This is a genomic window from Vibrio sp. MOR3, assembly GCF_001557775.1.
GTDB classification, from domain to species: Bacteria; Pseudomonadota; Gammaproteobacteria; order Enterobacterales; family Vibrionaceae; genus Vibrio; species Vibrio jasicida.
The window spans coordinates 35,381-55,783 of record NZ_LNRD01000018.1 but is presented as its reverse complement, the minus strand read 5'-3'; the positions used below and the strand labels follow the sequence as shown (position 1 = coordinate 55,783).

General features: G+C 43.6%; 12 protein-coding genes. 9 read left to right on the top strand and 3 right to left on the bottom strand.

Annotated features, from left to right (window positions below; genetic code table 11):
- Window positions 1-10 precede the first annotated feature (10 nt).
- Genes ATB76_RS23650 through ATB76_RS23640 form a run of 3 tightly spaced genes read right to left on the bottom strand, consistent with a single transcriptional unit; the run spans window position 11 to window position 5,726 of the window.
- Window positions 11-2,665, bottom strand: coding sequence for an MlaD family protein (locus ATB76_RS23650; RefSeq protein WP_061036191.1), 2,655 nt, complete (start codon window positions 2,663-2,665; stop codon window positions 11-13).
- The gene (locus tag ATB76_RS23645) at window positions 2,658-3,905 is read right to left on the bottom strand and encodes a paraquat-inducible protein A (protein WP_038872999.1); all 1,248 of its coding nucleotides are present in this window, start codon (window positions 3,903-3,905) and stop codon (window positions 2,658-2,660) included. Before ATB76_RS23645 ends, ATB76_RS23650 begins: the two co-directional genes overlap by 8 nt.
- A gap of 24 nt (window positions 3,906-3,929) precedes the next feature.
- Window positions 3,930-5,726, bottom strand: a complete 1,797-nt coding sequence (locus tag ATB76_RS23640) for an ABC transporter ATP-binding protein (protein ID WP_045420910.1) — start codon at window positions 5,724-5,726, stop codon at window positions 3,930-3,932.
- A 92-nt stretch (window positions 5,727-5,818) separates the two neighbouring features.
- On the opposite strand from ATB76_RS23640, the gene ATB76_RS23635 reads away from it, so the two are divergent.
- The 9 genes from ATB76_RS23635 (at window position 5,819) to ATB76_RS23600 (ending at window position 20,092) form a co-directional block, all read left to right on the top strand.
- Window positions 5,819-6,292: a GAF domain-containing protein gene (locus ATB76_RS23635; protein WP_038881975.1), complete on the top strand. Its 474-nt coding sequence runs from the start codon at window positions 5,819-5,821 to the stop codon at window positions 6,290-6,292.
- 98 nt (window positions 6,293-6,390) lie between these two features.
- Entirely contained in the window at window positions 6,391-7,017 is a 627-nt protein-coding gene (proQ, locus tag ATB76_RS23630) for an RNA chaperone ProQ (RefSeq protein ID WP_038872990.1), read from the top strand.
- Between the two features lie 17 nt (window positions 7,018-7,034).
- Window positions 7,035-9,029, top strand: a complete 1,995-nt coding sequence (prc, locus tag ATB76_RS23625; RefSeq protein WP_045404443.1) for a carboxy terminal-processing peptidase — start codon at window positions 7,035-7,037, stop codon at window positions 9,027-9,029.
- A gap of 210 nt (window positions 9,030-9,239) precedes the next feature.
- Window positions 9,240-9,905, top strand: coding sequence for a hypothetical protein (locus tag ATB76_RS23620; protein WP_038872985.1), 666 nt, complete (start codon window positions 9,240-9,242; stop codon window positions 9,903-9,905).
- A gap of 232 nt (window positions 9,906-10,137) precedes the next feature.
- Window positions 10,138-12,744, top strand: coding sequence for an aminopeptidase N (gene pepN / locus ATB76_RS23615; RefSeq protein WP_061036190.1), 2,607 nt, complete (start codon window positions 10,138-10,140; stop codon window positions 12,742-12,744).
- A 66-nt stretch (window positions 12,745-12,810) separates the two neighbouring features.
- Window positions 12,811-13,029 (top strand): DUF2835 domain-containing protein, encoded by a 219-nt coding sequence (locus tag ATB76_RS27565; RefSeq protein WP_078607003.1) that lies wholly within the window; start codon window positions 12,811-12,813, stop codon window positions 13,027-13,029.
- A gap of 198 nt (window positions 13,030-13,227) precedes the next feature.
- Window positions 13,228-18,069, top strand: a complete 4,842-nt coding sequence (locus ATB76_RS23610) for an NAD-glutamate dehydrogenase (RefSeq protein WP_061036189.1) — start codon at window positions 13,228-13,230, stop codon at window positions 18,067-18,069.
- A gap of 305 nt (window positions 18,070-18,374) precedes the next feature.
- Window positions 18,375-19,385, top strand: coding sequence for a quinone-dependent dihydroorotate dehydrogenase (pyrD, locus tag ATB76_RS23605; RefSeq protein WP_038872975.1), 1,011 nt, complete (start codon window positions 18,375-18,377; stop codon window positions 19,383-19,385).
- Between the two features lie 164 nt (window positions 19,386-19,549).
- Window positions 19,550-20,092 (top strand): cell division protein ZapC, encoded by a 543-nt coding sequence (locus ATB76_RS23600; RefSeq protein ID WP_042603386.1) that lies wholly within the window; start codon window positions 19,550-19,552, stop codon window positions 20,090-20,092.
- The last annotated feature ends 311 nt before the right edge of the window (window positions 20,093-20,403 follow it).

Genomic DNA, 20,403 nt, shown 5'->3' with positions numbered 1-20,403 from the left:
TATCTATGAATCATGGTCTGGGGATCGCTGTGCGCCATTCCAACCAACTCTCTTCAGCTTGAGGGTACAAGTAGAAAGAGTGACCTTTTTTTGCTGCTGGTGGAATTTGAGATTGCTCTGGTGTTGAGAAAGCGATACCACCACGTACAAGGCTATCAATTGTACCTGCTTTAATGTTTGCTCCACCTAAACCAATCGAAACATCAACGCCAGACACGTTCCAGAATACACTGTTCTGACGAACTAGGTAGGCATATTCTGGCTGAATCTCAATCTGGGTAATCACACGATCAGCGAATTCTCCTAAATGCACATCCGTTACCTGACCAACCTCCATTTGACGGTATAGGATAGGGGTGCCAATCTGCACTGAGCCACGCTGTTCACTTTGTAAGGTAAAACGCATCCCTTGTGAGCGCGCATTACCTTTCTCTAGATCAAATTTGAATGCCGCGGCACCTTGGCCCGGTTCTACGCTAATGGATTTAGACACTAATGCGCCTAGGTTTTTAACGCCGCCTAAGCCAATTTCTGGTTCAGTTAGCCAAAAGTGTGACCCGGTAACGGCAATATCTTCCACATATTCAGGCAAAATGCGGGCAGCCACTTCAACCATTTCTCGGCGGAAGTTAGGGACCACTAAAGTGACTTCACCGACTTTGACACCTTGGTATTTGATTGGCATCCCTTTGCTAACTTCCTGAGAACCGTCTGTTTCCAAAGCGATGACACGTCCAAACTTACGCGCTTGCTTTTGATCTTGATAGAGCTTCCAGCGTTGGCCAATTTTGTTCTCAATACCTGGAATTGAATCGAACGCGATACCACCTTTAATTAAGGATTTAAGCGGGTGTGCCTTAACGGTGATTCCAGCAAGTGAAGCGTCGACCTCAACGCCTGAGCGATTCCAAAATACGGTTTGAGCCGTAATCAGATGTGCGTAGCGGTTTTCAATCGTGGCTTTTACGATGACGCCACCATCGACTAAATTGAAATCAGACACGCTGCCCACGGGCAGATTTCGGTAGAGCAGAGGACTGCCTTTCGAAATCGGAGGCAACTCAGAAGCAAATAAGTTAAGCGTTTTCGAACCACTCTGGTTGTATTGCGCTAATTCAGCTAAAGATTCGCTTTGGAATAGCTGGTACTCTTTTTGAATCTTTTCCGCGCCTTGGCTAACAAAGCTGATTGAACCTGTTAAAAGTTGTTTGGCCGGTGGGACCGTCACACTGAGGCCCGATTCAGTGAGCTCGGCCGATGCACTGCCTGTTACATAGAAGCGGTTGTTGGATTTGATGAGGTGTTTGTATTCTTGATCAATCAACACATCCATGAAAACTTCATGATTCGCTTGTTGAGCTTTCTCTTCATCGAGTAGTCCTACTTTAATGATTGAACCCACAACAATGCCTTTGTAGAGGACGTTTGCACCGCTATCTAAGCCGAATGAGTTATCCGAAACAAGGCGAATCGCTATCGATTTCTCCTGCTGCTGATTAAAGACGTTTTTACGAATAGCAGTAAACTGACGTGCACGTTCACCTTCACCTGGAACGATGGTTAAGAAATTGCCACGAACAAGGTTAGCGATATTTTCGACGCCAGAGAGTGATACTTTTGCTTCTTCAAGAACAAAACGTGTACCAGAGGTAAGCATGTCACTGAATGCGGGTTGGATTGCAGCAGAAGCAAGAATGACCTCACGACCTTCAGATAGGTTTAAATCCGTGACTTGGCCGACTTCAATCCCACGATACATGATCGGAGCACCTTCAGCGCTGATTTTGTTGTCATCTGGAAGGGCAATTTTGATTGCGATACCACGGCCTGCGGTTTTAAGGTCTTTATATAAACGAAATTCTTTATAATCTTCGACTGGCTCACCATCGTCTGGTGAGTCGACTGCGATCGCACCACCAAGTAGGGCGCTCATGCTTTCTAGGCGGACATCAACGCCTTCAAAACCGATGCTTGCACCAATACCACTCACATTCCAAAAACGACTGCGGTTGTTGATGATGTGTCGGTATTGATCCTGAATGTTGGCTTGGATCGTAATGGATTTCGCATCTTCGTTTAATTGGTAGCTGTAAACTTCACCAATAGGGATTTTTTTATAAACAATCTGAGAACCAATAGAAACGCCGCCTAAGTCACGACTTTTTAGTTTGATATTGAGCCCTTGAGTGACGCGAAGATCAGTAGGTGCGGAGTCAAGTGCGTGGAACGACGTTTCAAACTCTTTACTGTCACCCGGTTGGATAGAAATGTAGTTACCGGAGACAAGAGCATCTAACCCAGATACACCAGTTAAACTTGCGGTCGGTTTAACGAGCCAAAAGCGTGTTTTCTCATTAAGCAATTTGGTTGCTTCTGGGTAAATGTCTGCATCGACATAAATGCTGCCTAAATCCTCAGACAAGTTGATGTCGCGTACCATACCCACTTCCAAGCCTTGATAGCGAATCGTCGTACGGCCAGCAATTAAACCGGCTGCATCAGAGAAGTGGATTTGTACCCGCTGTCCAGCGTCATGAATGGACTTAACGACGAGCCAACCGGCTAAAATCATCGTCAAGATCGGCAGGAGCCAAAGAGGAGAAATGCCTTTACTCCTCTTTATCTCTGGCTCGTATGACGTTTGAGAACTGTTCTGATCACTCATTAATTGACTCTTTTTCTGATTGTTTTGGGGCTTGGTCCCAGATAAGCCTTGGATCAATGCTCTCCGCGGCGAGCATTGTAAGAACGACAACTACACCAAACGCTACCGCACCGTAGCCTGGTGTGAAATCGAGAATTTGTCCACGATCGACCAATGTCATCATGATAGAGATAACAAACAAATCCATCACGGACCATTTACCGATCCACTTTACTGCAAAGTAAACCATCATTCGCTGTCTTCGAAACACCGAACGTTTAAATTTTATACATAGCAAGATGTAGGTGAGACCAAGGATTTTTGCCACAGGTACGACAATACTGGCAACAAAAATGATCACTGCGATACCGTACATCCCATTTTTGACTAAACCAGCAACGCCCGAAAATATCGTATCTTCTAAACGTTTGCCGTTCGTAAGCAAGATAGAGATAGGGATTAGGTTCGCCGGAAAAATAGCAATGGTTGCTGCGATTAGGTAAGCCCAAGTTTTTTGGATTGAATTTGGCTTACGATGGTAAAGCGCATGATTACAACGGCGGCATTTATCACCTTCTGGTTGAGAAAGGTGACACTCGTGACAATGTACGTCCTTGTGTTCAAAGTCATAGCTCGTCTCAGACTGCCATGACTCCCAGTAGCGACGGACGCTAATACGAGAAATCAACAAAACAGTGAAGATTTGCAGTAGTACGAGGCCGATCAATCCTGGTCCGACGAAAATGTCAGAGTAGTCCTGAAGCTTGAAACAGGAAATTGCGATACTGACCAAAAATACATCCAGCATGACCCAATGTTTAAGGTGTTGGATTAGCCACAGTGAAACCCTTAGTCCTTTAAACCAACGCTTGTGTAATGACCAATGTGCGGTTACGACAGAGCTGCATACGATGAGTGGGGCGAGGGAGCTGCAAAACAGAATTAAGATAGAAAGAAGGACAAAGCCTTCTTGAAACAGCGTAATCATCCCAGATGGCAGTGTTGCCGGTATCATTACACCGAACAGACGAATGCTGATGAAATTAAAAAAATGTGAAGGGATGAACAGGAGAATGCAGGTAACCGCGATAGCAAGATTACCAGACAAGCTTGGACTGCCACCTCGATACAACTCAGTACCGCAGCGTGGGCAGTGCGCATTTCTTCGATTAGGTAAATCGACAATATCGACAGGTAACTCGCAACCTTGGCATAAGCGAACATTATTGGGTTGCGACGCATGTTTAGACAGAGAGGTCACAACGACCTCTCCACTAAGAATGGTTTAAGCGTGGGACTGAATGCCCCCGTATAGGGTTTGATATAAGCCTTCTTGCTCAACAAGCTCACCATGGGTTCCTGTTTGCGTCACTCTTCCGTCCTCAAGCACATAAATCAAATCAGCTTGCTTAACGGCAGATAAGCGGTGCGCGACGATTAGTGTCGTTCTACCACGTAAGAATTCAGTTAACGCCTTATGAAGAGCCGCTTCAGTTGCGGTATCCAATGCAGACGTTGCTTCATCTAGGATAACAAATTGTGGATTACTCAACACCATTCGTGCAATAGCTAAACGTTGACGTTGGCCCCCAGATAGGCGAATACCATTGCGTCCGATTTGCGTATCCAAACCGTGGTTTAGTTGAGAAATTACATCTTGCAACTGCGCAACTTCTAGAGCGCGCCACAATGACATTTCGTCAAAATCCCCACCGAGGGTCAGATTATGCCTCAACGAGTCATTAAATAGTATAGGTTGTTGTAAAACCACGGCAATTTTGTCGCGTATCACTTCAAAGCTAATGTCGTCTGTCAGTTCATCATTAAAACGGATTGAACCTGCGTTTTGTCTGTATACGCCAATCAACAGCTGAATCAGCGTCGATTTACCACCACCACTTGCACCGACCAAGGCTACTTTCTTACCAGCAGGGATGTGTAACGATAGATCGTCCAACACTTTGTTTTCATTATTGTATGAAAAATCAACATGTTCGATTTTCACATCAACTTCTTTATTTTCTTTGAAAGGATTTACCTTAGAGACAGGTCTATGTTCTTCTTCCAATTCTAATAGGTCGTTAATGCGTTTTAGTGCGGCTTTTGCGCTATACCAAGAGAATTGGATACCCAGTAGTTCCTGGACAGGAGAGAGCATAAACCAAAGGTAACCAAATACTGCGAAGATTTGACCAATGGTGAGGTCACTGAACATCACCATTAACATCGCAACAGCACGGAACAGCTCAAAGCCAATTAAAAATAAGAGGAAAGAAACTCGACCCGCGGCTTCGGATTGCCATGCATACTTGTCCGCATCAATACGAACTTGGTCAGCGTTGTTTTTCAATTGCTGTAGAAATTCGCGCTCTTTGTTTGCTGCGCGTAATTGATAGATACCATCTAGCGTTTCGACTAATCGATTCTGGAAGATTTCGAACGAATGGTTTTCCTTACGTTTTAGGTGTTTAACCATGCTCCCCAGTTTGCGAGAGAAGTAGATAACGATAGGGTTAACCAAAAGAATAAAGAGGCCGAGACGCCAGTCGAGCCATAGAAGGACAATGGCGGTACCAATCACCGTTAGAAAACTGATAACAAATTTAGCTAACGTAGAACCAATGAATTTATCAATAGTCTCAATGTCGGTGATAAGGTGAGCATTGATGCCACCGCTGCCTTTTGTCTCGTATTGTCGAATACTGATGCGACCGAGTTTGTCGATCATTTTACTTCGCATTTCAAACGTGATGGTTTTGGAGACTAAAGTAAATTGTCGGCTCTGAAGAATATTGAACGCTTGGCTGCCTGCCCGCATGAGCACAACCAAAAAGAGAGTAAAGAAAATATATCCCGTAGGTGTATGCCACGTTTCAGGTAAGACTGCATTCATTGCCGCAAGGCCTGATGCCGGTTTGTCCAATAAGACTTCATCCACCATTAAAGGCATAAGAAGAGGGATTGGAACACTAATCAAGGTTGCAAGAACAGCAATCAAGTTCGCCACAATCAACTTGGACTTGTGCTTTTTGACTTGTGTTATCAACCAAGAACGGCTAATAGTGTCGTTTTTCGGATTCATTGTAATTGAGAATAAGTCCTATTAAAAAGTAGGGCTGCATTGTAGCGCCATACTGTAAGAATGGAAGCCTAAATAAAAAGTAGGAAGTTAATATGAACATAGAACAATACCAAAGACTTACCAAACAAGCCGTAGCGCTGATCGAGTCAGAAAAAGACTACGTCGCGAACCTTGCCAACATCAGCTCACTACTATTTATGGAGCTTGACGAGCTCAACTGGGCGGGTTTTTACCTTAAAAAAGGAAATGAACTGGTACTTGGGCCATTTCAAGGCAAACCTGCTTGCGTTCGTATCCCAATGGGGCGTGGTGTTTGTGGTACAGCTGCTCAAACTAATACCGTACAAAGAGTATACGACGTTCATGAGTTTGAAGGTCACATTGCCTGTGATGCTGCGAGTAATTCGGAAATTGTTATTCCTTTTACTATCAATGGAGAAGTGGCTGGCGTATTGGATATTGATAGCCCAAATATCGGCCGATTCGATGAAACAGACGAAGAAGGACTCACTCATTTTATGTCAGAAGTAGAAAAGCTGCTTAATTCGCACGCTAACGACGCATAAATTCGTCCTCTAGTGTGGTTTTTCCTTGGCATGTCACTATAATACGAGAATATTTTTTCTTAATGCTTCGCGGAAATCCGCTCAAACCAGGAACCCTCATGACTGAAAAGTTAAAAAACAGCAAAGAAGTTATCGCATACATTGCTGAATGTTTCCCTAAGTGCTTTACTTTAGAAGGTGAAGCAAAGCCTCTGAAAATTGGTATTTTTCAAGATCTTGCGGAACGTCTAAATGAAGACGAAAAAGTAAGCAAAACTCAGCTTCGTGCAGCGTTAAGACAGTACACTTCATCATGGCGTTACCTACACGGTGTAAAACCAGGTGCAGTACGTGTTGATCTAGATGGCAACCCATGTGGTGAGCTAGAGGAAGAACACGTAGAACACGCAAAAGCAACACTAGCTGAAAGCAAAGCGAAAGTTCAGGCTCGTCGTAAAGAACAAGCACAAAAAGCTCGTGAAGAGGGTAAGGCGAAAGCAAAACCTGCGGCTAAAAAGCCACAACAGCCTCGTCGTACTAACAAACCAAAAGTACAAAAAGAAAGTAAGCCTGTTGAAACACGCGCGCTAAACGCTGATGAAATCACAATCGGCAATGCAGTAAACGTGAACATGGGTAAAGGAAACATGGCAGCGACCATTGTTGAAGTCAATAAGGAAGATGTACGTGTTCAACTTGCTAACGGCCTGCAAATGGTTGTGAAAGCGGAGCACTTGCGCGCATAAGGGAGATACTCCTACGCATGAATTGCCGTTCAAAAGTGACACTGATTGCTGCTAGCTTCTGGCTAGCAGCATCAGCTCAGGCTCTCGAAGCCAAACTAAACAAAGATGACTTGCCGGTTCTTGCTCCTGAAGTTCAGCATGAAACAGCCAGCAAACGAGTAACTTCTCGATTTACCCGCTCTCATTATAAGCACTTCAATCTGAATGATGATTTCTCTAAAGCGATCTTTGAACGCTACGTAGAAATGCTTGATTACAATAGAAATATTTTTACTCAAGCGGACATTGATTCTTTTAAAGATTGGTCGATCAATCTTGATGATCAGCTAAAAGCTGGTAACAACAAGATTGCATTTGATGTTTATAACCTTTCGATGCAAAAACGTTTCGAACGTTTTGCCTATGCGTTGACTCTGCTTGATAAAGAAATCAAATTCGATACTGAAGACTTTATTGAACTGGATCGTTCTGAAGCGACTTGGCCTAAAGACGAAGCAGAGTTAAATGAGCTTTGGCGTAAACGCGTTAAATACGACGCTCTAAACCTAAAACTGACTGGTAAAGACTGGCCAGAAATTAAAGAGGTTTTAGAGAAGCGTTACAATAACGCAATGAAGCGAATCACTCAGACTCGTAACGAAGATGCCTTCCAGCTGTACATGAATGCATTCGCTCGAGAAGTAGACCCGCATACTAGCTACTTATCACCTCGCAACGCTGAACAATTTCAATCTGAGATGAACCTCTCTCTTGAAGGTATTGGTGCGGTGCTCCAAATGACGGATGACTACACAGTGATTCGTTCACTTGTTGCAGGTGGTCCGGCATCTAAAAGTAAGCAGTTAGGTGAGGGTGACCGCATCATCGGTGTTGGGCAAGATGGTGAAGATGTTGTTGACGTAATTGGTTGGCGTTTAGATGACGTTGTTCAGTTAATTAAAGGCCCTAAGGGGACTAAAGTTAACCTAGAAATCTTGCCGGATGGTAAAGAAGCTAAGAGTTACGTTGTCACTATTGTGCGTGACAAAGTTCGTTTAGAAGACAGGGCAGTCAAATCTGAAATAATAGAGAAAGACGGTAAGAAAATTGGTGTATTAGAAGTACCAAGTTTCTATGTTGGTCTCTCGAAAGACACAGATAAACTGATTTCTGAACTCAAAACGAAAAACGTTGATGGCATTATCGTCGATTTGCGTAACAACGGCGGTGGTGCTCTAACCGAAGCAACGGCACTGACTGGTCTATTCATCAAAGAAGGCCCTGTTGTTCAAGTTCGTGATAGTTATGGTCGCATCAAAGTTAACGCGGATACTGATGGCCAAGTCAGCTATGATGGACCACTGACGGTATTGATTAACCGTTATAGTGCCTCTGCTTCTGAGATCTTTGCCGCAGCACTGCAAGATTACGATCGTGCTGTGATTTTGGGTGAAAACTCATTCGGTAAAGGGACGGTTCAGCAACATCGTTCATTGAATCATATTTATGATCTTTTCGATAAAGAACTCGGGTATGTTCAGTACACGATTCAAAAGTTCTACCGTATTGATGGCGGAAGTACTCAGAACCGTGGTGTTGCTCCAGATATTGCTTATCCAACGCCTGTGGAACCAAGTGAAACTGGAGAGAGTGTTGAGGACAATGCACTACCATGGGACAGCATTGATAAAGCGAAATATCAGATGTTCCCAAGTAATGACGCTTTGGTTACCAAACTAACAGAACTTCACAACAAACGTATCGCTGATGAAATGGAGTTCCGTTTTATCAATGAAGATATCGAAAAGTATCGTAAAGAGAAGGATGATAACTTATTGTCTCTTAACGAAAAAGTTCGTGAAGAAGAATCTGATGAAGCAGAAGCATTACGTTTGAAGCGCATCAACGAACGCCAAGTTGCAATGGGCAAAAAACCATTTAAGACTTTGGATGACGTGCCGAAAGACTACGAAGCACCAGACGTATACCTGGACGAATCAGTAGCGGTCATGGTTGATATGTTGAAAGGCTAAAAATTTAGTCATAACAACTAGCAATTCTGTTGTTTAAGAGCGAGTCATAGTGATTCGCTCTTTTTTTATGCGCTTTTCGCTAGGAGTATTCACTGCAAATGAGTTAATTCTGCGCTTAATTTTCTTAAACAATTTACGTGATGTAGATCAAATATTTCGCGAAAGTGAGATCTAAAGCCTAAGCTAAAAGAAAACGATAAGGATACCGTTATGAAATGGTTCATTATTTTACTTAGCTTTTGCTGCTTTAGCGTTTCTAGTGCGGAAACCAACAAAGAAGACGAACTCAGTCACTTTGATACTCCTTTTCTCATAGGGGATTGGTACTTAATGAACCCAAACCCTGAGGATTCAGCGGAGAATTTTCGCGCAATCAAACTGACACTTGGTTCTAATTATACTTTTTCAATAGATATCCAAAAGAAAGACTATTCTATCGATCATTGGGAAGGACTATACAACGCTAATGAGGACACCATTGTTCTTGGGTTAAACACAGATGAACCGCAAATCTACGCCTATCAAAACAACCACAACACGCTTGACCTAAACGGTGTGACTTTTACCAAAGGACTCTCCAACGCACTAGCTGGTATTTGGTCGAGTTCTCATGTTGCAGGAGATGGTATGTTGGCGAACAACATCAACCAAATGGACCTTATCCTCCAGCCTGATTTTGTCTTTATGTTCCGTGTCGCTAATGAATCTGGAGAAGAATCAGTGAAACAGGGTGTCTTTTATACCGAGGGTGAACACCTAGTCCTTTTGTACGAAAACGGTGAGCATGGCACGCGCTATAAGCTGAACCAAAACGAGCTTACTATTGAGGATTCTAGTGGAGAGATGTACGCGGTACTCAATCGAGTCACACCCTAAATGATTCATTTCCATTATTTCACGCTGGTTTATTAATAGTGAAATATTCTGATGTTGATTAAATGTTAAACAGAAAGCGGAGCTAAGCCACTAAAAGCTCCGTTTTTTTATAGAAAGACTTGTATTCTGATACCACAACCCCTACAAATAGCTTATATCGTGATACCAGTGTGAGGTGTTTGAGCCTCCGGTCCTGGTATTTTTGTGGTTCTATATACAAGGATTTATGGACATGTCTCAAGCTCCCCAAGCAAAATATCGCAAAGACTATCAAGCGCCTTCGCATGCGATTATTGATATCGATTTAACGTTTGATCTTTACGACAACGACACTATCGTGACCGCAGTATCAAAAGTAGTTCAAAAGGGTGAATCAACAACTTTAGAATTAGACGGTGAAGGGCTAGAGCTTCGCTCCGTAAAAGTAAATGGTGAAGATTGGGCTCATCACGAAGTAAAAGAAGCCTCTTTAGTTATTACCAATTTGCCTGCGGAATTTGATTTAGAAATCATTACTAAAATCGACCCAGAAGCAAACACGGCACTTGAAGGTCTTTACAAATCAGGTGGTGCGTTTTGTACGCAGTGTGAAGCAGAAGGCTTCCGTCGTATTACTTACTACCTAGACCGTCCAGATGTTCTTGCGAAATACACAACAAAAGTGATTGCAGACAAAGCTGTTTATCCGTTCCTACTTAGCAACGGTAACCGCGTTGCAGAAGGCGAAGCAGAAAACGGTCGTCATTGGGTTCAATGGCAAGACCCTCATCCAAAGCCTGCTTATTTGTTTGCACTAGTTGCAGGTGATTTTGATGTTCTACGTGATAAATACACGACGACATCTGGCCGTAAAGTTGACCTAGAAATCTTTGTCGACAAAGGCAACCTAGATCGTGCTGGTCATGCGATGACTTCGCTTATCAACTCAATGAAGTGGGATGAAGACCGCTTTGGTCTTGAGTATGATCTAGATATCTACATGATCGTGGCCGTTGATTTTTTCAACATGGGTGCAATGGAAAACAAAGGTTTGAACATCTTCAACTCGAAGTTTGTGCTTGCGAATGAAAAAACCGCGACTGACCGCGAATACCTTGGCATTGAAGCGGTAATCGGTCATGAATACTTCCACAACTGGACGGGTAACCGTGTTACTTGTCGTGACTGGTTCCAGCTGAGTTTGAAAGAGGGCCTAACGGTGTTCCGCGATCAAGAGTTCTCATCTGATCTTGGTTCACGTGCAGTAAACCGCATCGACAACGTTCGCATTATCCGCGGTCCTCAATTCGCGGAAGATTCAAGCCCAATGTCGCATCCAATTCGTCCGGATAAAGTTATTGAAATGAATAACTTCTACACGCTAACCGTGTACGAAAAGGGCAGCGAAGTGATCCGCATGTATCATACGCTACTTGGCGAAGAAGGTTTCCAAAAAGGCATGAAACTGTACTTCGACCGTCATGATGGTACTGCAGCAACGTGTGAAGATTTCGTTTCTGCAATGGAAGACGCAACGGCCGTTGACCTTAAGCAATTCCGTTTATGGTACAGCCAGTCTGGCACGCCAACACTTCGTGTAAACAGTGAATTCAATGCGGAAGCAAAAACTTACGCACTAACGGTTGAGCAATTTACTGAAGCAACGCACGACCAATCAGAAAAACAATCGCTACATATTCCATTCGATATTGAGCTATACGCGCAAAACGGTGACGTGATTCCACTGGTTATCAACGGTGAATCGGTACACAACGTTCTGGACGTGAAGCAAAATAAACAGACTTTCGTATTCGAAAACGTTGCAGAACAACCAGTGCCATCATTGCTTCGTGAGTTCTCTGCACCGGTTAAATTGGAATACGATTACAGCGATGATGAACTGATCTTCTTGATGAAGCACGCAACAAACGATTTTGCTCGTTGGGATGCAAGCCAAATGCTGCTAGCGAAGTACATTCGTCAAAACGTAACTAACGTTCAAGCGGGTGATGAGGTTAAGCTATCAGGAGACTTAATCGATGCATTCCGTGGCGTGTTACTTGATGCGAATCTTGAGCCAGCGTTTATCGCACAAGTTCTGTCTTTACCTTCAATTAACGAAATCACCGGTTGGTATAAGCAGATTGATATTGATGCGGTAGATACGGTACTGAATAACATTACAGTGTCACTTTCTAAAGAGCTAGAAGATGAACTGAGTGCTACTTACCATGCATTGAACCAAGCAGAGTACAGCATTGACCACGACGCTATTGGTAAACGAGCTTTGCGTAACCAATGTCTGCAGTTCCTAGCTCACACTGAAAAGGGCAATGAACTAGCTAAAGCGCAATACGAGTCATCAAACAACATGACAGACACGATCGCGGCAATGAGTGCAGCGAACAATGCACAACTTGCATGTCGTGAAGCCCTAATGGCGGACTACAGTGACAAGTGGAAGCACGATGGTCTGGTTATGGACAAATGGTTTGTTCTTCAGGGCAGCAACCCGGTTGAAAACGCACTTGAGAAAGTGAAAGAAACCATGAGCCACGAAGCATTTAGCTTGAAGAACCCGAACCGTACGCGTAGCTTGATTGGTTCTTTCTTAAACGCAAACCCTGTGCGCTTCCATGATAAATCAGGCTCTGGCTACCAGTTTGCTGGTGAGATCCTTCGTCAGTTGAACGATACCAACCCACAAGTGGCGTCTCGTATGATCGATCCTCTATTGAAGTTCCGTAAATACGATGAAGGCCGCCAAGCGCTTATCCGTGCAGAGCTTGAAAAGCTTAAAGCGATGGACAATTTAGCGAAAGACCTATTCGAAAAAGTGACTAAAGCACTAGACGAATAATCTACAAAAGAATAGGGTGGTCGTTAAGGTCACCCTAGTTTTTTGTTCTGACAATAATCCATTCTAATGAACCAGTATTACTTCTCTCTCAATATCTCTTATCAAACATTTCTTTCACACTATTCCGGTGCCGCTAGTTCGGTACAAGTCATCACTGACAATGGTTTAAGAGTGCAACTAGATGCATCAAAATTTAGACCGTTTCTTAGTCAATTAGGCGTTAGAGGTCGTTTTAGACTCACAACTGACCAAAATAATAAGTTTCTAAAGTTAGAAACTCTGTGATGCCTGATATTCCTAGTGAGTTAAACAGGAATCTTAGTCACATAATCAAACATTTCACCTCTTACCACTGCGAATTTTTGTTAAACATTTGTAATTATGCTTTTACAATAAGTGTATGCATTACCTATGCTTAGTTTCGGGGTTAAACCCCAAACTAAGTCCCCCTACAAAACAACAATTCTAATGTGGAGTGTGAATATGACCGCGCGTGAAAATGTAGTGCCGGTTCTGCTTGAAAAGGTATACCAACTAATTCAAGACAAACTCGAGCTTTCTCACCAACCGCTTGTAACTAAACTTGCTCAACACTTATTTAGTAACATTGCTGATGATGACTTGATTCAGCGAAACGAATCCGACCTTTATGGTGCCGTGGTTAGTCTGTGGCATCACGTCAATGAAAAGAAACCAGAAGACATCTCTGTAAGGGTATTTAACCCAGCAGTCAGCCGCCAAGGTTGGCAATCGACTCACACTATTGTTGAAATTGTTGTTCCAGATAGCCCATTTTTGGTGGATTCCATCAAGATGGCGCTAACGCGACTCGATCTTGTCTCTCACTTAATGCTTAACAACCCAACGCAACTAGAACGCGATAAGAAAGGGCAAGTGACAGACATTAATGGTGAAGGCGGCGTCCTTCAATCTCTATTCCACATCGAAGTTGATCGCTTAACCAGTAAAGATGAAATGCAAGCGTTAAAAAATGAGCTGCTCACTATCTTGTCTGACACGCGCTTAGTCGTTGATGACTGGAAGCAAATGGTTGAAAAACTTAAGATCGTCACCAACGACCTTGAGAAGAATAAAGATCGTGTTTCAATGAAAACAGATCGTTTAGATGAAACGATCGAATACCTACGCTGGTTAGGGGATCATAACTTCACCTTCATGGGGTATAAGGAATATGATCTTGTCAGTGTCAATGGTGATACTGAGCTTCAGCCGGTGAAAGAGAAAGGCCTTGGCATGTTTGCTGATGACAGTCGCGTTCGCAGCATCAAGCTTTCTGAGCTGTCAGACTCTGCGCGCCTTGAAGCGAAAAAACCTTACGCGCTGATCATCACTAAGGGCAATCAAGCATCACGTATTCACCGTCCAGCATACACTGACTACATTGGTGTTAAAAAATTCGATGAGAACGGCAAAGTAGTCGGTGAGCATCGCTTTACTGGTCTATACACTTCTGCGGTATACAACCAAGCCGTACAAAGTATTCCTCTGATCCGCGAGAAAGTGGATCGTATTCTAGAAGCGAGTGGCTACCGTAACGGATCGTACTCGTACAAAGCCCTGCACAACATCCTAGAAAACTACCCACGTGATGAACTGCTTCAAGCTCGTGAAGAAGAGCTACTAGAAGTGGGGATGGGCGTCGTGCAAATGCAAGATCGTGACTTGTTACGTCTGTTTGTTCGTAAAGACCCGTTTGGCCGATTCTTCAGCTGCATGGTTTATGTGACAAAAGATCGTTACAACACCGAGCTTCGCCGTCAAACACAACGTATTCTTAAGCAGTATTTTGGCTGTGAGCAAGAAGTTGAATTCACAACCTTCTTCTCAGAGAGTCCGCTGGCGAGAACCCATTACATTGTTCGTGTAGACAATAACAACATTGATGTAGACGTGAAAAAGATTGAGCAGAACTTAATGGAAGTATCGACTTCATGGGATGATCGCCTAAAAGAATCTATTATTGCTAACTTCGGTGAAAGCAAAGGTCTTCCGCTTTCGAAAGAGTATATGAGCGCATTCCCACGTTCATATAAAGAAGACATGATGCCAGGTTCTGCGGTTGCAGACATCGAACGTCTAGAAGCGTTAAGCGATGACAACAAACTCGGCATGCTGTTCTATCGCCCGCAAGAAGAGGCGGCAGAATCGAAAGCGGTGCGCTTGAAGCTATACCACCGCAACGAGCCAATTCACCTATCTGACGTGATGCCAATGTTGGAAAACCTAGGATTACGTGTGATCGGCGAATCTCCATATGAGATCGAAACCAACAATGGCCAAACGTTTTGGATCCTTGATTTCTCAATGCTGCATAAGAGCGACAAGACCGTTGATCTTCGTGAAGCTCGCGATCGTTTCCAGCAAGCATTTGCTGCGATTTGGGCTGGTAATTTAGAGAGTGATGGCTTCAACCGCTTATTGCTGGGCGCTTCACTGTCTGGTCGTGAAATCTCAATTCTTCGTGCATACGCTCGCTATATGCGCCAAGTTGGCTTCCCATTCAGCCAACAATACATTGAGGATACCCTGAGCCATTACCCAGATTTGGCAACAGGTTTGGTGAATCTGTTTGCTAAGCGATTCGATCCAAAACACAAGGGTAGTGAGAAAGGTCAGAACGATCTTATAAAGAAAATAACCGAGCAATTGGATCGCGTTGAAAGCCTAGATGATGATCGTATTATCCGTCGTTATATGGAAATGATCACAGCAACGCTACGTACGAACTACTACCAGTTAGACGAAGATAAGCAGCCAAAACCTTGGTTATCATTGAAGATGAAACCAAGCGAAATTCCAGATATTCCTCAACCAGTGCCAGCATTTGAGATCTTTGTGTATGCGCCTGATATCGAAGGTGTTCACCTGCGCGGCGGTAAAGTCGCACGTGGTGGTCTGCGTTGGTCAGACCGTCAAGAAGACTTCCGTACTGAAATTCTTGGTCTGGTCAAAGCTCAACAAGTTAAAAACACGGTGATTGTTCCAGTGGGAGCAAAAGGTGGCTTCGTATGTAAACGTCAGCACACTCTAACTAACCGTGATGAAATTTTTGCCGAAGGTCAGCGTTGTTATAAACGCTTCATCCGCGCACTATTGGATGTTTCCGATAACATCATCGAAGGTGAAGTCATTCCGCCGAAGAGTGTCGTGCGTCATGATGAGGACGACCCATACTTGGTTGTTGCAGCCGATAAAGGCACTGCAACTTTCTCTGACTTGGCAAACTCTGTATCTGACGAGTATAACTTCTGGCTAGGTGATGCGTTTGCATCAGGTGGCTCTAATGGTTACGACCACAAAGCAATGGGTATCACTGCGAAAGGTGGTTGGGAGTCGGTAAAACGTCACTTCCGTGAAATGGGTATCAACTGTCAAACCACTGATTTCACGGCTATTGGTGTCGGTGATATGGCTGGGGACGTATTTGGTAACGGCATGTTGCTCTCTAAGCACATTCGCTTACAAGCTGCGTTTAACCACATGCACATTTTCATTGACCCGAATCCTGACTCTGCTACCAGTTGGGTAGAGCGTGATCGCTTATTCAACCTACCTCGATCAAGCTGGGAAGACTACAACACGGATTTGATCTCGAAGGGCGGTGGTATTTTCTCTCGTCGCTCTAAATCGATCCAATTAACGCCAGAAATCCAAAAAATGCTGGGCACGAAAAAAGCGTCTCTAGCGCCAAACGATCTGATTAAGATGATCCTGCAAATGGAAGTGGATCTGCTTTGGAATGGTGGTATCGGTACTTACGTTAAAGCTTCTAGCGAGACACACACCGATGTTGGCGACCGTGCAAACGACGTACTTCGCATCGATGGACGTGATTTGAAAGCGAAAGTCGTTGGTGAAGGCGGTAACTTGGGTATGACTCAGCTTGGCCGTATCGAGTACGCAACCACAGGTGGTCGTGTAAATACTGACTTTGTTGATAACGTTGGCGGCGTAGACTGTTCGGACAACGAAGTAAATATTAAGATCTTCTTGAACGGCCTTGTATCAAATGGCGATTTAACGGTTAAACAACGCAACCAGATTCTTGAATCGATGGAAGACGAAGTAGGCGAAATCGTATTGGACGATGCATACCGTCAATCTGAGTCGATTTCGGTGACTGAACAACAAGGTGTTGGCATCGTTAAAGAGCAAATCCGCTTTATCCACACTATGGAGAAGGCAGGGTACTTGGATCGTGCTCTTGAGTACATTCCAGACGATGAAACCTTGATTGAGCGAGAAAAACAAGGTCTTGGTCTGACACGTCCTGAACTTTCAGTGCTCGTAGCTTACGGTAAGATGGTTCTGAAAGAGCAATTGGTTGCTGACGAAATCGCAAATGATGAATTCCATGGAAAACAACTGGTTGCTTATTTCCCAAGTGAGTTACGCCGTAACTATAAAGATCAAATGGTAAACCACCCGCTGCGTGCCGAAATCATCGCAACAGCTCTGGCAAACCAAATGGTTAATGAAATGGGCTGTAACTTCGTGACTCGTCTTCAAGAAGAGACGGGGGCGAGTGTGGTTGATATTGCGAACGCTTACAGTGCGACGCGTGAAATCTTCGAACTGGAAGATATTCTTAAGCAAACCCGTGCACTTGATAACGTTGCAACCGCAGAAGCACAGTATGAGATCATGTTCTACGTACGTCGTGCATTGCGCCGTATCTCTCGCTGGTTACTACGTAATCGTAGCAGTAAGAGCACAGTGACTGAGCTGGTTGCTTTGTATAAAGACGATGTTCACACTATCACTGAAACACTAGACACCATGCTAGTTGAGTCTGAAGTAGAAGAGCACAACGAACTTGCGAAGAAGTGGGTTGAACGCGGAGTAGAAGAGAAGCTAGCACATCATGTTGCTCGTCTATCAAGCTTACAATCAGCACTGGATATTTCAACAGTAGCAAGTGAAACAGGTAAAACAGTAGAGCAAGCTTCGAAGTTGTACTTCAACTTGGGTGACCGTTTATCACTTCACTGGTTCTTGAAGCAAATCAATAGCCAAGCCGTTGATAATAATTGGCAGGCATTGGCGCGAGCGGCATTCCGTGAAGATCTAGACTGGCAACAACGTCAGTTGACGGCTCAAGTGTTGACTTGTGGTTGTTCAAGCGAAGATCTTGATGTGATTCAAGCGTTAGAGGATTGGATGTCAACGAATGAGCTGTCTTTACATCGTTGGGAGAGTATTCTAAACGAATTTAAAGTCGGTTCAGTTCATGAGTTTGCGAAGTTCTCAGTAGCACTTCGAGAGTTGGTTTTGCTTAACCTAAATTGTTCCTCGAACGAATAGGGTAAGTTGACTCAGATAAAGGCCTCGCAAATGCGAGGCTTTTTAATGCTTAAAGCAATCGAAACCACAAACCTTAGTGACAATGTAACGTAGAGTTTAAGTTTTCATCGCGTGAAATCGTTTGCTTTTAACGAAAAAGCCATCAGTTTTGTATAGGTATTAGCGCTATAATAGACTGTTTTTATAAGAAAAATTAAAATAAGAAGTACAATTTTGCTGAATTCATTCATTTTCATTGAATTGAGACGAAAAACAGTAAATAATATTGTCCCGTTTACACGGGGCTTTTTTCTTTCGGAGGCACAATGCTTTACCGTCTAGCCAGAACTGGCTTTTTTCAACTTGATGCCGAAAAGGCACATGATCTTGCAATCAAAAACTTCCAACGCTTCAACGGCACTCCTCTCGATCTTTTCTATCGTCAACAATTACCGAACCGTCCAGTTGAATGCATGGGACTTACATTCCGTAACCCAGTTGGTCTTGCTGCTGGCTTGGATAAAAACGGCGAATGTATCGAAGCATTTGACGCTATGGGCTTTGGTTTTGTCGAAGTTGGTACTGTTACTCCTCGTCCGCAACCAGGTAATGACAAGCCACGCTTGTTCCGCCTAGTTGAAGCGGAAGGTATCATCAACCGTATGGGCTTTAACAACCTAGGTGTGGATCATCTAGTTGAGAATGTGAGAAAGGCAAAATACAACTGCGTTCTTGGTATTAACATTGGTAAGAATAAAGACACACCAATTGAGAACGGGGCAGAGGACTACCTGATTTGTATGGAAAAAGTGTACGAGTACGCAGGTTACATCGCTGTGAATATCTCGTCACCAAATACACCAGGACTTCGTTCACTTCAGTACGGTGAAGCGTTAGACGAATTACTGTCTGAACTTAAAGAAAAACAGTCAGAACTTGCAGAAAAGCATGCCAAGTACGTACCACTTGCTCTGAAAATTGCACCAGATTTGAGCGATGACGAAATCAGCCAGATTTGTGAGTCTCTGATCAAGAACAACATTGACGGCGTTATAGCAACAAACACAACGCTGGATCGCACTGTTGTTGAAGGCATGAAACATGCAAACGAAGCGGGTGGTCTAAGCGGACGTCCGGTTCAATCACGTTCAACAGAAGTTGTGCGTAAACTTCATGAAGAGCTTGGCGACAAACTTCCGATCATCGGTGTGGGCGGTGTTGACTCATACGTTGCCGCAAAAGAGAAAATGATGGCAGGTGCGCAACTTGTTCAAGTTTACACAGGCTTTATCTACCACGGACCTGGTCTCGTACGCGATATTGTTAAAAATCTATAAGATCAATCGCTAAATCGTTGAGAAATCGACGCTTGTTACTAAAAAAGAGGAATTCGTTTCCTCTTTTTTTTTGTCCGTTCGTTTGTAAAATTTAAAAATCATGAGTAGGTAATTAAGCGTCTTACCTCTTATTGCTGTTTAATTAGTCACAAGAGAACGGAATAATGCTTAAACCCAGCGACAAATGGAATTGGTATTTTGACGAGCACAAAGCTTGCTTAATGCTGGATTTAGGGGAGGAAATGATTTTCCAAACCAATCTATGCCGTAAGCTGTTGGTCAATTGCGCCTTCTCAGAAAATGAATTCACAGTTGATGATGCAAGCGCGTTTCAAACATACAACGAACGAATTCGCTGTCTCGACATAAACGAATACCGCCAAGCAGAGTTAACACTTTATTGTGTGGCCGCCAAACGCTTCCACAAACCTGTACAGCCTAAGAGCTGGTTCTTCGATGCTCAAGCATGCGATCACGAACCGGAAGAAGGGGATATGGTTTTCTTAACGAATCAACACTCCGAAGGTGTGTTTATTGTCCTTGAGGCAGGTGATACTTCTAGCCTTTGTGCTTATGTAGGGCAAGAAGAGTTCTTGCTCAATGGAAGTAAAGCACTTGGTTTCGGCCAGCCTATCAAAGTCATGCATGACAGAATGTCATGTGCTAATCACTTATTTATAATGACACCAATGGCAATGGTAGGGTAGTTTCCTTTTTGATTTTCTTTGTATTTCGTTCCTTTGTTTGCATTAATCGACCGTACTAGGTCGATTTTTTTTGCCTAGAATTTTCCAAATCTCTCCTAGTACATGCTCCAAACTCACCCCTAGGTGAGGGGGATTTCGTATCTCATATATGAAGCAGCTCACTTTTATTTCACTTTTTTCATATTAGCGCTTCCTTAAATTAGGCAATTTTGCGCCTAATATTTCACCTTTTATTCCCCTATACGTTCGCTTTGTAAGTAAATTACACGATCAACTCTCAGCTGGTATAGACCAAGTTTAAGGTAAATAAG

Excerpts from the sequence above, each read along its gene's own strand:
- ATB76_RS23600 (WP_042603386.1), top strand. The coding sequence starts at position 19,550 with ATGCTTAAACCCAGCGACAAATGGAATTGGTATTTTGACGAGCACAAA.
- ATB76_RS23640 (WP_045420910.1), bottom strand. The coding sequence starts at position 5,726 with ATGAATCCGAAAAACGACACTATTAGCCGTTCTTGGTTGATAACACAA.
- ATB76_RS23610 (WP_061036189.1), top strand. The coding sequence starts at position 13,228 with ATGACCGCGCGTGAAAATGTAGTGCCGGTTCTGCTTGAAAAGGTATAC.
- proQ (WP_038872990.1), top strand. The coding sequence starts at position 6,391 with ATGACTGAAAAGTTAAAAAACAGCAAAGAAGTTATCGCATACATTGCT.
- pepN (WP_061036190.1), top strand. The coding sequence starts at position 10,138 with ATGTCTCAAGCTCCCCAAGCAAAATATCGCAAAGACTATCAAGCGCCT.
- ATB76_RS23620 (WP_038872985.1), top strand. The coding sequence starts at position 9,240 with ATGAAATGGTTCATTATTTTACTTAGCTTTTGCTGCTTTAGCGTTTCT.
- pyrD (WP_038872975.1), top strand. The coding sequence starts at position 18,375 with ATGCTTTACCGTCTAGCCAGAACTGGCTTTTTTCAACTTGATGCCGAA.
- ATB76_RS27565 (WP_078607003.1), top strand. The coding sequence starts at position 12,811 with ATGAACCAGTATTACTTCTCTCTCAATATCTCTTATCAAACATTTCTT.
- ATB76_RS23635 (WP_038881975.1), top strand. The coding sequence starts at position 5,819 with ATGAACATAGAACAATACCAAAGACTTACCAAACAAGCCGTAGCGCTG.
- ATB76_RS23650 (WP_061036191.1), bottom strand. The coding sequence starts at position 2,665 with ATGAGTGATCAGAACAGTTCTCAAACGTCATACGAGCCAGAGATAAAG.
- prc (WP_045404443.1), top strand. The coding sequence starts at position 7,035 with ATGAATTGCCGTTCAAAAGTGACACTGATTGCTGCTAGCTTCTGGCTA.